The organism is Actinotignum sanguinis (assembly GCF_003957255.1).
Taxonomy (GTDB): Bacteria; Actinomycetota; Actinomycetes; order Actinomycetales; family Actinomycetaceae; genus Actinotignum; species Actinotignum sanguinis.
On sequence record NZ_QDIE01000001.1, the window covers coordinates 53,221 to 65,293 of the forward strand.

The following is a 12,073-nucleotide window of genomic DNA, read 5'->3' on the forward strand; positions in this document are numbered from 1 at the left end:
GGGTACAAAGCGAGGGCGGGAGCCTCCAGTGAAGGAGACTCCCGCCCTTAGTCATTGCCTACCCCTAGCCCTCATTGCTGGACCCGGAGAGATTTAGGCATCCCATCCGGTTAGGCGCAGGCGGCGCGCCCGCCCGGATACCCCGCGCGCGGAGAGCTCGCGGAGCTTTTCCAGGGAGTCCGTTCCGGCCCGCACCTGGGTGCCGGAAAGTCCGTCGAGCTCGCCGGCCGCAAATGCCTGGGCGATAGCTACCGATTCCCCGAGCGGTACCCATTCGGTGCGGTCGCGATAGCGTTTCATGGAGGCCGTCATATCGGTTTTCACCGCTCCCGGATTGAGGGAAAGTACCCGCAAGCCACGCTGGTACCCGGCTAGATGCAAAGAAGCAGCCAGCCGCAAAAGCGTCGTTTTCGAGGCGTAATACGATACCGCATCCGCAGAATCGTGCGAGGCCGCGGTGGCGGAAAGATCAAGAATTCTCCCCCCGCCACGCTCCAGCATAATGGGCACCAGGGTTTTCGCGAGCTGGAACGGCGCCTCCACGTTAATGGCGATGGTGCGCTGGAAATCTTCCAGACTGGTATCCCAGGGAAGTTCCTCTTCCCCGTACACCCCGGCAGAATTGAGCACCATATCGGGTGCGCCTTCCTCCAGGAGGATGCGCAACATCTCTCGAATGGAGGATTCCTTGGCTAGATCACACCCGAGGGTAATAATCTGGGCACCCCGGATCTCACATTCGGTGGCGGTACCATCCAAATTGGAGAGCTTGGTCGCCAGCAAAATGAGAGTGCGCCCGGGCGCCGCTAAGCCAATAGCAAGCTCCTTGCCCACGCCCCGGGAGGCTCCGGTGATAAGAATCCGGCGGGCGGGTTCTAAACCGGCCCGCTCCACGCTAGCCGCTGCGGCCTCGCCCGATTCTTCGCGCTCCAGTTCCTGCTGCGCCATTACGCCCTCAACTCCGCGCCGAAGTCCTTGCGCATCCGGCGTGCCACCCGGTGGCGTACCTGGGCAGTTTCCTCAGCGGTCAGGGTGTGATCGGTGCGGAAACGCAGCGAGAACGCCAGTGACTTCTTACCTTCCGGTACGGGATCGCCCGTGAACACATCGAAGAGTTCAATGCCCTCGAGGATCTCCCCCGCGGCCGCCTCGATGGTCGCCCGTACCTCACCGGCAATCACGTCGGCATCAACAATAAAGGCGAGATCTTCCTTGGCAACCGGGCTGGTCCATACCGGCTTCACCGCGGCGGGTTCCACGGTATCGGGAAGCGCCGCATCCGTATTCACCTCAAAGGCGATGGAGCGCGCCGGAATATCCAAGGCCTTGCAGACGGCCGGAGCAAGTTCCCCGGCATAGCCAACTACCTGATCGCCACTGAGAATGGCCGCGCAGCGCCCCGGGTGCCAGGGGGCCTGGCTCGCAGCGCGTACCGAAACGTCGGCAAGCATACCGGCAGCCCGTCGCCCGGCTTCCACCGCGTCACGCCAATCCCATGTTTCTACCGGGTAACCGGCCCGCGCGGGCGTGCGTGGGCCGCAGGCGACCCCCGCGACGTGATGGGGTTGAGCAGGAATAGCCCCGTGGAGTGCAGCAATTTCTGCTTCCGAGGGGCGCTGGCCCGCTGCCGGAATCGGAGCCGGGCTAATGCCAGCCGGACGGCTCACCGTGCCCATTTCAAACACTGCCACCGCCGGATTACCCCGCTTCACATTGAGCGAGGCCACCGGAATGAGGGTGTCGAGCAGGGACGTGCGTAGCAGATTGGCATCGTCTTGCAGGGGGTTAGCCAAGACGATAGCGGTGCGCCGCTCATCATCCGCGGCGTACCCGAGCTCATCGAAACGCGCGGCCGGGATAAAGGGATAGGTAAGTACTTGCACCCACCCGGTTTCAGCCAGGGTACGGGCAATATCGCGGCGCTGCCGCTGCGCGGGGCTCAGGCCACGCCCCGCCGGAGCGGTGGGAACGGCGGTCGGAATCGCGTCGTAGCCCTCCAGGCGCGCAATTTCCTCCACCAGATGAGCCGAACCGACCAGGTCCGGGCGCCAGGTCGGAGGCTGCACGCTCCACACCTCGCCGCTACGTTCCACCGTGCAACCGATATCCGTGAGGATATCAGCGATACGATCCGCGCTCAGTCGCAATGAGGTCAGGCGTTCCACATCCGCAATCGGGAAAGCCAGCGCGGGCAGCGGCTGCACCTGGCCGTAGTGGAATACTTCATCGGTAGCTTCTCCCCCGCCGTATTCCACCAAAAGGTCGACGACGCGCTGCGCGGCCACCGCAGCCACCGCGGGATCCACCCCGCGTTCGAACCGCTTGGATGCTTCGGTGGGGAGCTTATGCCGCCGGGCGCTACGCGCCACCGATACGGCGTCAAAATGCGCTGCCTCTACCAGGACATTGCGCGTTTCGGCGGTGATCTCAGTGTCCGCACCACCCATCACGCCGGCCAGGCCAAGAACCCGTGCTCCATCGCTATCCGTAATAAGAAGATCTTCCGGATCGAGGACGCGTTCCACGTCGTCCAAGGTGGTGAGTTTTTCACCGGCCGTGGCGCGGCGTACCACCAGCCCGCCGCCGCGGATCTTATCCAGATCGTAGGCGTGGAGCGGTTGGCCCAGGTCCAGCATGACGTAATTCGTGGCATCGACCGCCAGCGAAATGGAGCGCTGGCCGGCTTGCTGGAGACGGCGTGCCATCCAGGCCGGGGAGGGCGCTTCGGGATCCACCCCGCGCACCACCCGAGTCACGAAAAGGTCGCAGCCGGGCTGGCCGTGAATGGGTGCATTATCTTCCACCCGCACCGGGAAACCGGTGGGAGTCGCCTCCGGGAGTGGCTGCGTAGGCAGGCCCGGATCGGTGAAGCGTGCTCCGGTGGAGTGGTGGTATTCGCGGGCTACTCCGCGCATGGAGAAGCAGTAACCGCGATCCGGGGTTACGTTAATTTCCAGGGTTTCCCCGGGCAAGCCCAGGAATTGCCGGGCATCACTTCCCAGTTCCACCCGGCTGGCGGCCGCGGCGTCGAGCACAATAATTCCTGCGCTTTCATCCGAGAGCCCCAGTTCACGTTCCGAACACATCATGCCGTCGGAAATATGGCCGTAAGTTTTGCGGGCCGCGATCTCAAAACCACCCGGTAGCACCGCGCCGGGGAGGGAGACAACCACGGTATCGCCCGCCTCGAAATTATGGGCCCCGCAAATAATGCCGCGCGAGGGCAGCTCAGAGGGCTCCCGGCCGGTACCGGGCTCGTCATTGTACTGGCCTACGTCCACGCGGCAGTAGTTAATGATTTTGCCGTTGCTTTGTTTCTTCGGTTCGCGGGTGAGAACCCGGCCGAAAACCAGCGGGCCGGTAACAGTAGCGGGATGGATTGTTTCTTCTTCCAAGCCGACTTTTACCAGCGCGGCAGCCAGCTGCGCCGGGGTGAGATCCTCGGGCAGCTCCACGTGCGAGCCTAACCATTCCTGCGGAATAAGTGGCATTAGTTTCCCCTCCCGGTGGTTCCGAATTGCATGGAGAAGCGCACATCGCCTTCCACCATGTCACGCATATCAGCGATGGAATTGCGCAGCATCAGGGTGCGCTCCAGGCCCATCCCGAAAGCGAATCCGGTGTAAATATCCGGGTCGATACCGTTATTGCGCAGTACTTCCGGATTGACCATGCCGCAGCCACCCCATTCGATCCACCCCGGGCCGCCCTTCTTTTGCGGGAACCACAGGTCCATTTCGGCACTCGGTTCGGTAAAGGGGAAGAAAGAAGGGCGCAGGCGCGCCTTGGCTTCGGGCCCGAACATGTGGCGGGCGAAGTGATCAAGGGTGCCTTTCAGGTGGGCCATAGTCAAGCCCTTATCGACCGCTAAGCCCTCCACCTGGTGGAAAACCGGGGTGTGGGTGGCATCCAGCGCGTCGGTACGGAATACCTTCCCCGGGCAGGCGATGTAGAGCGGAGCCCCGCGGCGCAGTAGCGCGTGGGATTGCACGGGCGAAGTGTGGGTGCGCAACACCAGGTTGCGTTCCTCGGTTACCGCACCGGCACCATCAACGACACCCGATACGTAGAAGGTATCTTGCATCTGGCGTGCCGGGTGGTCGGGCCCGAAATTCAGGGAGTCGAAGTTAAACCATTCGTGTTCCACTTCGGGGCCTTCGGCGATCTCCCAGCCCATAGCAATGAAGAAGTCGGCAATATCCTCACTGAGAACCGTGAGTGGATGGCGCGCCCCCCGCGGGGACCGGTTGGTCGGCACGGTAACATCCACCGTTTCAGTGGCGAGGGCCGCGGCCGCTTCCGCCTCCTCAATGCGGGCGGTGGCGCTGGCGAGGGCCGCCTGGATATCTTTGCGGGCCGCGCCCAGAAGCTTGCCGGCAATGGGCTTTTCTTCTTTGGCGAGGTTCCGGATCTGCATATTTGCGTGAGTGATCGGAGCGTTATCACCGCTGTGCGCCAGCCGCGCGGCTTTCAACTCCTCGAGAGTGGTAGCCGCGGCAAAAGCACTGAGGGCCTGTGCTACGGCTGCCTGTACTCCCGCTTCGTCCAGGGGACTGAGCTGTGAGGACATAGCTGCCTTTCTTGTTGTTAACCATGTCAATTCTAGTCAAACTCGCCGAAAGTGCGTAACAGCGGGGCCGAGATGGACTCGGCCCCGCTGTGAAGTAACTGGAAGGGCGCTCGCGCCGCGGTACGCGGCGCCGGCGTCGTTCCTAAATTTAGCGCTGGCTCAGGGGAACCTCAGGCCAGAGCTTGTCCCACGAATGCCCGGTGAGGTCTTCAGCAACCTTGCGGGCTTCGGGAGTGGCGTCTTCCTTCGCCCCGCCCGCTTCCAAACGATGGATCTCATCCATGAGGATGGCGTGGGTGTGCTTATCCAGCTTGACGAAGCGGGAAACAAGCAAGGCCACCCCGATGAGGATCGCGGGAAGAATGACCGTCACGAAGGCGATCATATGGGAAGCGCCGGTGGACTGAGCCACCTGGCAGGAGCTTTCCAGCACGCCGGAGGCATCCACCTTGCAGGCACCTTCGTGCAGTGGGGTGTAGCCGGAGGCCGCCAGGTTCGTACCCTTTTCCAGCGGATTGACGAAACCGCCCAGATCCATGAACCAGCCAACGAGGAAGGTTCCCAGCGCACCGGTGGACTTACGCCCGAAGGTCATAACGGCCGCGTAGATACCGGCGCGATCTTCGCGGGTCATGATGTAGTCAACGTCCGGAATGAAGGGGTACACATTCCACGGGGTGTATTCGAGCAGCGCGCGCCCGCACTGGTAGATGACCGCGGTGGCCAGCAGGTAGATGAAGGCATTGCTTTCCGGCCCGATGAGGTAGATCGCACCCACACCCGCCAGCGAGGCGAGGATCAGCGTGAAGGAGAAGGCCCACAGGAAACGCGGCCCGTGCGAGAGCATGAGGAACATCGCCCAAATCGTCATGGGGATACCCACGATGGACACGGCCTGCAGCCAGAAGCCCTGGGATTCGCTCATTCCCACCGCGTAGACGGCGAAGAAGGTGAGCGCCGAAGCGTACACATCCTTGCCGGTGAAGGAGAAGAGGTACACCGTCAGGTGCTTGTTGTAGGAAGAGTTGCGGAACACCGAGGTGAATTCCACCGCGGTGTGCTTGAGCATCTGGAAACCGTTCATCTTCGGCATGGCGTCGAGTTCGGCCACGAATTCCGGAGTGAGCGGGCGTTCCCACGTGGTGGCGTAGGTGGTGAACACACCGATAGCGAAGAGCACCGCGAAGGCGCCACCGATTCCGAGGTAGGCCCAGGGGTTGGAGACGTTACCGCGCACCAGCGCCGGGATGAAGAACACCACGAAAGTACCGGTAGCCGAGCAGAACATACGCATGGACGAAAGCGTGGTGCGTTCTTCGTACTTGCGCGTCATTTCGGTGGGCAGCGTCTCCCACGGAATGAGGATGATCGCGATAATAACTTCGATCAGCAGGTAGATAACGAGGTAGTACCAGAACCCGCCGAAGGGGATCCACAGCAGCGGGAAGATGAGAAGCAGCAGTGGGCCGCCGATCATGAGGAAGAAGTGGCGCCGCCCGAAACGCCGCCCCAGCTTCGTGCGGTAGAAACCGTCCGTGAGCGGGCCGATGAATACCGAAATAAGAGCATCAACGATACGAGCTACGCCGAGGATAAGACCACCCTGAGTAGCCGTTACCCCGCCGTAGTTCGTGAAGAAGTAGAGCAGCAGACCGGAGATGATGGTATTCCACCCACCACCCATGAGGTCTACCAGCCCGAAACAAATACCGCGACCAATGGTGATCGGCTTGGCGGTGTACACGCGCAGCTTGGAGAGTTTCTCCAGCTCACCACGCTTATCGGCGTCTAATGCGCCGCTATTGTGTGTTCCCATTTTCTTTTGTCTTTCTGTGAAAGGAGGAACGGTTGTGGTTCGCCATCGACTCTTACCGCGCTCACGCTCGGCTTCTGTGCCCGCGCGAGCTGTTACCGCGCTACACTGCCGCGAAGCTATCACTACCGCTCTTTCGCATCAAAAGCTTATAAGTTTCCAAGGCTTTCCAGCAGTTATCTAGCTCCCGGTTCATATCGTGGACGAGTGACGTGCCACCGGGGAGATTCTCTGAAAACCGCGGATTATCGCGGTTTTTTGCACGACGATGGCGCTTGCGCGCGCCCCTCCACCCCCACCATGATATTTTTCACATTTAGAAATTCCCGTTTCGTGCTTTCAAATACTCTCCCGAAAACCGCATGTTTTCGCGTAAAGTAAGGGTACGGGCCGCGGCGTCGTCGCCGATGGTCACGCCCCCGGTCTCTGTGCCCGCGTGCCACCTGGCGCGGTGGAGTACCTTAAAAGAAGAAAGCCGAGGCGAGGGAAAGCCCCGCGCCCGGCTCAAAAATAGGAGGATTCAATGTCGACGCCCCTCACTCTCAATCCGGATCGGCTTTTCCCGGCGGATCCGACGCAGCGGAAACTGGCGCGCGAAATTTTCGAGGTCACCAAGAAGCATCCCATCATTTCCCCGCACGGCCATGTTCCCCCCGAATGGCTCGCCCTCAATACCCCCTTCACCGATCCCACGAGCATGCTCCTGACCCCGGATCACTACACCAACCGCCTCCTGCACGCGGTGGGCCGGGTGGATCTGGCCGATCTGGGCGTACCGGTAGGAAGCCCGCTTTCCCCTGAAAAGTCCCGCGCGGCCTGGCGCCTGTTCTGCAAGAACTGGTGGACCTTGCGCGGTACCGCGGTGCAGGGCTGGTTTGAATCCGAATTTGTGGATGTCTTCGATGTGCATGTTCGCCCCTCCGAAGAAACTGCCGATCAGATCTACGATCACATCAACGCACTGCTCAAGACGGAGGAGTTCCTCCCCCGCTCGCTGTACAAGCGTTTCAACCTGGCGATGATGGCCACCACCGATGATCCGGTTTCCGATCTGCGCTACCACAAGCAGCTCCTCGAGGATCCCACCTGGGAAGGCTATATTCCGCCCACCTTCCGCCCCGATAAGTACCTCGAGCCGGCCACCCCGGACTTCAAGGCAAATGTGGAGGCGCTCGGCCAGGCGGCCGATCAGGATGTGTCCACCTATGCGGGCTACGTGGAGGCCATGCGCAAGCGCCGCCTCTTCTTCAAGGAAATGGGCGCGGTCTCCTCCGATCATTCGCATCGCGATCCGGGCACGGCACGCCTACCCGAGGCGCGGGCGGCCGAACTTTACAAGCTCGCCCTGGACGGCAAGATTTCGCCGGAAGACGGCGCTGCGCTGCGCCGGCATATGCTCAACGACCAGGCTCGCCTGGCCTGCGAGGATGGCCTGGTGATGACCTTCCACCCGGCCGTGTACCGCAACCACCACCAGGCGGCCTTTGAGCGCCTGGGCGCGGATGTCGGGGGCGATGTGCCCATGGCTGTGGAGTTCACGAATAACGTGCGTCCCATGCTTTCCGAGTACGGGGACAATCCGAACTTCCAGGTTGTTTTCTTCACCATCGATCAAGATGTCTACCAGCGCGAACTGGCTCCGCTGGCCGGCTACTACCCGAGCGTCTACGTGGGCGCACCGTGGTGGTTCATCGATGAGCCGGATGCGATTTTGCGCTACCGCGAGCAGGTCACCCCCTACGGTACTTTCTACAAGACCTCCGGGATGATTGACGATACCCGCGCCTTCGCTTCCATTCCCGCGCGGCACGACGTCGCACGCCGGATGGACGCCGTGTACCTGGCCCGTATGGTTGCCGAACATCGCCTAGAGCTTGATGAGGCTCTCGAGGTATCCGAAGCACTCGTCACCACGATTCCGGCTCGGGCTTTCCGGGTAGACACCTCCAAGCTGAGCGGAACCACCGCTAAGTAAGGCAGCCACCGCTCAGCCGCGGCACTTACGGCTCGGTAAGTGGAGCGTAGCTCCACACCAAGCCTCCAGTGCCGCAACGAGCTGCCCGGCCTTGCAGATTCGGCCGTGCGCGATACGTTCGCGCACGGCCGAGCTCATTAACCACCTTAACATGAAGTGACGGCCACCACTTTGCTATGATCGATTTGTTCCATTAATCAACGGAAAGGAGTCGCTATGGCGAACGAATTTGTGGACAAGATTAAGGAAGGCGCAACCGAAGCTTTTGATCGGGCTAAGGAATTCGGTCAGAAAGCCGCTGATAAGGCAGGTCAGCTGGGCGATGCCGCCAAGGAAAAGTTCGAGGACATCAAGGACGAACTAACGGACAAGGACCACGGCGATAAGGCCGCGGAGAAGGCTTCCGATGCCGGTGACAAGGCGAAGGATGCTAGCGAGAAGGTGAAGGACGCTGCCTCCGATGCCGGTGATGCCGCGAAGGAAAAGTTCGAGGACGTCAAAGAGAACCTCTCCGATAACAAGTAAATCCACCATTCAGCAGTAAATCCACCAAAGTAGTGCTGGGTGCACCCGCCACAGGGTAGCCCACGGCGGGCGGCGAAGAAGACTCTTCACCGCCCGCTTACTTATGTCCGCAGGGCTTTCTTGAGGTGCGGTATGCGTTTCTTTAGGGGCGGTGCTGGATCATCGCCGTCGTACTAGCAAGAATCGCGGCGGCCATAGCAACATTGCAGGATTCGGCTTTCCCGTAGATCGGAATGGCGACCGTTGCATCCACATTGGCGTCCACATCTGCGAAGCCGTGCGCTTCGTTTCCCAGCAGCCAGCATACCGGCCGGGTGAGATCCGGCCCGAGGGGCGGCTGCCCAAGGTAAGCGGTGTCATTTGCAGACGTCACCAGGGTGGCAAGATCCCACTCCCCTTCCCCGGTGGCTGCCAAGAAACTGATGCCCGCGCGCTCCAGGACGCCGTCAAGCTTGCTGATATTAATGGAATCGAGAACCGGGAGATGGAAAATAGAGCCGGCTGAGGATCGAATAACCTTCGGGGACCACAGCTCCACGCTACCCCGGCCAAGGAGCACCGCATCGCATCCGGCCACGTCAGCAGCTCGAATAATGGCACCAACGTTCCCGGGGTCCTGGATATTAGCGGTGGCGAGCACCAGCTTCGCGTCCTTGACCGTCGGGGTGAGCGCGGGAGTTTCCGGAATGTCGATAACGGCCACAACACCGCGCGCATCTTCGGAGAGCGCCTGCATCTCATCGGCATTAAGCGGGTGATGGTACACGTTGGCTTCTTTAATAAGCCCGCCCAAGTCCGGGTTGGAGATCAGGCTGGCTTTCGTATAGTAGACGTCGCGAACAAGATTCGCGCGGTGCGCGAGGAGCTCCTGAACAGCCCCGGGACCTTCCACCAGGGTTTGCCGGAAGCGTTCGCGCTGCTGGGGCCGGTGTAGGCGGGCTGCGCGGGTGAGTTGGGTATGCGATGCGGGTGTGCTTTTCACGGGTCTTTTTCTTTTTCTATAGCTTGCAGTTTTTCGGTAGCGCTAGGGCCGCACGAATCCGTCGGTGAAAATACCGGCCACGCCCCAGCGTTCCAATTGCCGGGCGCGTTCGGGGTTGTTGATTGTGTAGACGTGCACGTCTCCGCCCGCCGCCCGGACCTCAGCCACCACGGCCGCGGTCACGGCGTCGTCGCTCATATGCAGATAGCGGGAATCGGTGAGGTCAAGAACGGTACGCCAATTCGGCCCGAAACTCGTGCGATCAACGAGTGCGCCGCGCGGGATCTCGGGGGCGTGGCGCGCGAATTCGGCCAGTTGCAGGTGCGAGAAGGAGGAGACCAGGGCTCGCTCGGGACCGAGCCTGCGGACTTGTTCCGCCACCGCGCGCACGAGGGCACGGGCCTGCTGGCCACCCTGCGCGCATGGTTTCATTTCGATATTAATACCCATGCCCGTCTCGAGTGCAAAATCAACGAGTTGGGCGAGGGTGGGAATCTTCTCCCCCGCGAAGCCCGGGCTGAACCAGGATCCGGCGTCCAAGTTCTCCAGATCGGCGGCACGCAGCGCATCGACCCGCCCGTGGCCCGTGGTGGTGCGCTCGAGGGTGGCATCGTGGCAGAGCGGGAGCGAGCCATCTGCCGTGATATCCACATCCGTTTCGATCCATGTGAATCCGGCCTGGTAGGCAGCCCGGAATGCGGCCATGGTGTTTTCGGGGGCGTCGGCGCACAGGCCGCGGTGGGCGAAAAGTTTCATGATTGTAGTCTAAACGCAGCGGCCCGAGTAACGAGGTTTCGTCACTCGGGCCGCTGCTATGTCACGCTTGAAAAAGCTTAGGCAACCTTGGGTGCGTTCACGTCTTCCGGAAGCGCAGCCTTGGCGGCATTGACCACCGCGGTGAAACCGGTGGGATCATTGACGGCCATTTCAGCGAGCTGACGGCGATCAACTTCAATTCCGGCCAGGCCCAGGCCCTGGATGAAGCGGTTGTAGGTCATGCCCTCGGCGCGCACGGCCGCGTTGATGCGGGTGATCCACAGCTTGCGGAAATCGTTCTTCCGCTTCTTGCGGTCGCGGTAGTTGTAGACGAAGGAATGGGTGACCTGTTCCTTGGCCTTGCGGTAGAGGCGGGACCGCTGCCCGCGGTAGCCGGACGCCCGATCGAGGGTAGTGCGACGCTTCTTCTTGGCGTTAACGGAGCGCTTGACGCGTGCCATGTTTTTCTCCTTTTACAAAACTTTTCGTCGGACGAATCTAGCGGCCGAGCAGACGGTTAACTTCGCGAAGGTTGGACTTGTCCACAACCTGGTCGCGCGAGAGCCGACGCTTCCGGGTGGAGCTCTTGTGCTCCAGCAGGTGGCGCTTATTGCGCTGTTCGCGCATGAGCTTGCCGCTTCCCGTCACGCGGAAACGCTTCTTCGCACCGGAGTGCGTCTTCATCTTGGGCATTATTCATCCTCACTCGTGCCCCGGGGGCACATTTGATCTACCAGATCTCCGCGCCCGCGGGCGCGCTTTTCACAAGTCAACTTATTCGGTTGCTGCTGCGTTGCTGTCCGTTTCGGACGATTGTCCGTTGCGTTCCGCCGCGCGCTTGGCTGCTTTCGCGCGCCGGTTTTCACGTTCCGCTTCACGACGACGCCGCTGATCGGACTTCGCTTCGGACTTGCGCCGCGTGGGCGCAAGAACCATGGACATATTGCGCCCGTCAGCGCGAGGTGCTGCTTCCACAGTGGAAATTTCCGCGAGCTCTTCAGCCAGGCCCGAAAGCAGACGCACACCCATTTCCGGACGGGATTGTTCACGGCCCCGGAAACGAAGATCAAACTTGACCTTATCCCCGGCGTTCAGGAAACGTTCCGCCTGCGACTTCTTGGTGTTGTAGTCATTACCGTCAATCTTCAGCCCAATCCGGATGGATTTGATCTGAGTATTGGCTTGGTTACGACGTGCTTCCCGAGCTTTCTGGGCGGATTCGTACTTATATTTCCCGTAGTCCATGAGGCGCGCGACCGGCGGGTTGGAATTCGGAGCAACTTCCACCAGGTCAAGGTTCGCCTCAACGGCTAGGCGGAGCGCATCTTCCGTGCGCACCACACCGACCTGTTCACCGCTGGGGCCAACAAGGCGCACCTTAGGGACGTGGATGCGATCATTTACACGCGGTTCGTTGTTAATTGCAGTTCCTCTGTTCCTCAACGTGGACAA

The 12,073-nt window shown here is 61.1% G+C and carries 11 protein-coding genes; 2 read left to right on the plus strand and 9 right to left on the minus strand.

Annotated features, from left to right (window positions below):
• Positions 1 to 93 precede the first annotated feature (93 nt).
• The 4 genes from DDD64_RS00225 to DDD64_RS00240 form a co-directional block, all read right to left on the minus strand.
• A complete protein-coding gene (locus DDD64_RS00225) occupies positions 94 to 948 on the minus strand; it encodes an SDR family NAD(P)-dependent oxidoreductase (RefSeq protein ID WP_241227312.1) in 855 nt (284 codons plus the stop codon).
• The gene (gene pheT / locus DDD64_RS00230; RefSeq protein WP_126134494.1) at positions 948 to 3,491 is read right to left on the minus strand and encodes a phenylalanine--tRNA ligase subunit beta; all 2,544 of its coding nucleotides are present in this window, start codon (positions 3,489 to 3,491) and stop codon (positions 948 to 950) included. Before pheT ends, DDD64_RS00225 begins: the two co-directional genes overlap by 1 nt.
• Positions 3,491 to 4,570 (minus strand): phenylalanine--tRNA ligase subunit alpha, encoded by a 1,080-nt coding sequence (pheS, locus tag DDD64_RS00235; RefSeq protein ID WP_126134495.1) that lies wholly within the window; start codon positions 4,568 to 4,570, stop codon positions 3,491 to 3,493. Before pheS ends, pheT begins: the two co-directional genes overlap by 1 nt.
• Before the next feature lie 148 nt (positions 4,571 to 4,718).
• The gene (locus DDD64_RS00240) at positions 4,719 to 6,386 is read right to left on the minus strand and encodes an MFS transporter (RefSeq protein WP_126134496.1); all 1,668 of its coding nucleotides are present in this window, start codon (positions 6,384 to 6,386) and stop codon (positions 4,719 to 4,721) included.
• Between the two features lie 520 nt (positions 6,387 to 6,906).
• Here DDD64_RS00240 and uxaC point away from each other — a divergent pair.
• Both uxaC and DDD64_RS00250 read left to right on the plus strand, forming a co-directional pair.
• Positions 6,907 to 8,358 carry a glucuronate isomerase gene (gene uxaC / locus DDD64_RS00245; protein WP_126134497.1) on the plus strand — a complete coding sequence of 484 codons (1,452 nt, stop codon included), beginning with the start codon at positions 6,907 to 6,909 and terminating at the stop codon, positions 8,356 to 8,358.
• A gap of 216 nt (positions 8,359 to 8,574) precedes the next feature.
• Entirely contained in the window at positions 8,575 to 8,883 is a 309-nt protein-coding gene (locus DDD64_RS00250; RefSeq protein ID WP_126134498.1) for a hypothetical protein, read from the plus strand.
• A 142-nt stretch (positions 8,884 to 9,025) separates the two neighbouring features.
• Here the strand turns inward: DDD64_RS00250 and DDD64_RS00255 are convergent, their stop codons facing one another.
• The 5 genes from DDD64_RS00255 to infC all read right to left on the minus strand — a co-directional run bounded on the left by DDD64_RS00255 (position 9,026) and on the right by infC (position 12,073).
• Entirely contained in the window at positions 9,026 to 9,865 is an 840-nt protein-coding gene (locus DDD64_RS00255; RefSeq protein ID WP_126134499.1) for a TrmH family RNA methyltransferase, read from the minus strand.
• Positions 9,866 to 9,907: 42 nt separating this feature from the next.
• Positions 9,908 to 10,621, minus strand: coding sequence for a glycerophosphodiester phosphodiesterase family protein (locus tag DDD64_RS00260; RefSeq protein ID WP_126134500.1), 714 nt, complete (start codon positions 10,619 to 10,621; stop codon positions 9,908 to 9,910).
• A gap of 77 nt (positions 10,622 to 10,698) precedes the next feature.
• Positions 10,699 to 11,082, minus strand: coding sequence for a 50S ribosomal protein L20 (rplT, locus tag DDD64_RS00265; RefSeq protein ID WP_026429412.1), 384 nt, complete (start codon positions 11,080 to 11,082; stop codon positions 10,699 to 10,701).
• A gap of 37 nt (positions 11,083 to 11,119) precedes the next feature.
• Positions 11,120 to 11,314 carry a 50S ribosomal protein L35 gene (gene rpmI, locus DDD64_RS00270; RefSeq protein ID WP_016442851.1) on the minus strand — a complete coding sequence of 65 codons (195 nt, stop codon included), beginning with the start codon at positions 11,312 to 11,314 and terminating at the stop codon, positions 11,120 to 11,122.
• A gap of 81 nt (positions 11,315 to 11,395) precedes the next feature.
• Entirely contained in the window at positions 11,396 to 12,073 is a 678-nt protein-coding gene (gene infC / locus DDD64_RS00275) for a translation initiation factor IF-3 (protein WP_206435355.1), read from the minus strand.

Excerpts from the sequence above, each read along its gene's own strand:
- rplT (WP_026429412.1), bottom strand. The coding sequence starts at position 11,082 with ATGGCACGCGTCAAGCGCTCCGTTAACGCCAAGAAGAAGCGTCGCACT.
- DDD64_RS00240 (WP_126134496.1), bottom strand. The coding sequence starts at position 6,386 with ATGGGAACACACAATAGCGGCGCATTAGACGCCGATAAGCGTGGTGAG.
- DDD64_RS00225 (WP_241227312.1), bottom strand. The coding sequence starts at position 948 with ATGGCGCAGCAGGAACTGGAGCGCGAAGAATCGGGCGAGGCCGCAGCG.
- rpmI (WP_016442851.1), bottom strand. The coding sequence starts at position 11,314 with ATGCCCAAGATGAAGACGCACTCCGGTGCGAAGAAGCGTTTCCGCGTG.
- pheS (WP_126134495.1), bottom strand. The coding sequence starts at position 4,570 with ATGTCCTCACAGCTCAGTCCCCTGGACGAAGCGGGAGTACAGGCAGCC.
- DDD64_RS00250 (WP_126134498.1), top strand. The coding sequence starts at position 8,575 with ATGGCGAACGAATTTGTGGACAAGATTAAGGAAGGCGCAACCGAAGCT.
- uxaC (WP_126134497.1), top strand. The coding sequence starts at position 6,907 with ATGTCGACGCCCCTCACTCTCAATCCGGATCGGCTTTTCCCGGCGGAT.
- DDD64_RS00260 (WP_126134500.1), bottom strand. The coding sequence starts at position 10,621 with ATGAAACTTTTCGCCCACCGCGGCCTGTGCGCCGACGCCCCCGAAAAC.
- pheT (WP_126134494.1), bottom strand. The coding sequence starts at position 3,491 with ATGCCACTTATTCCGCAGGAATGGTTAGGCTCGCACGTGGAGCTGCCC.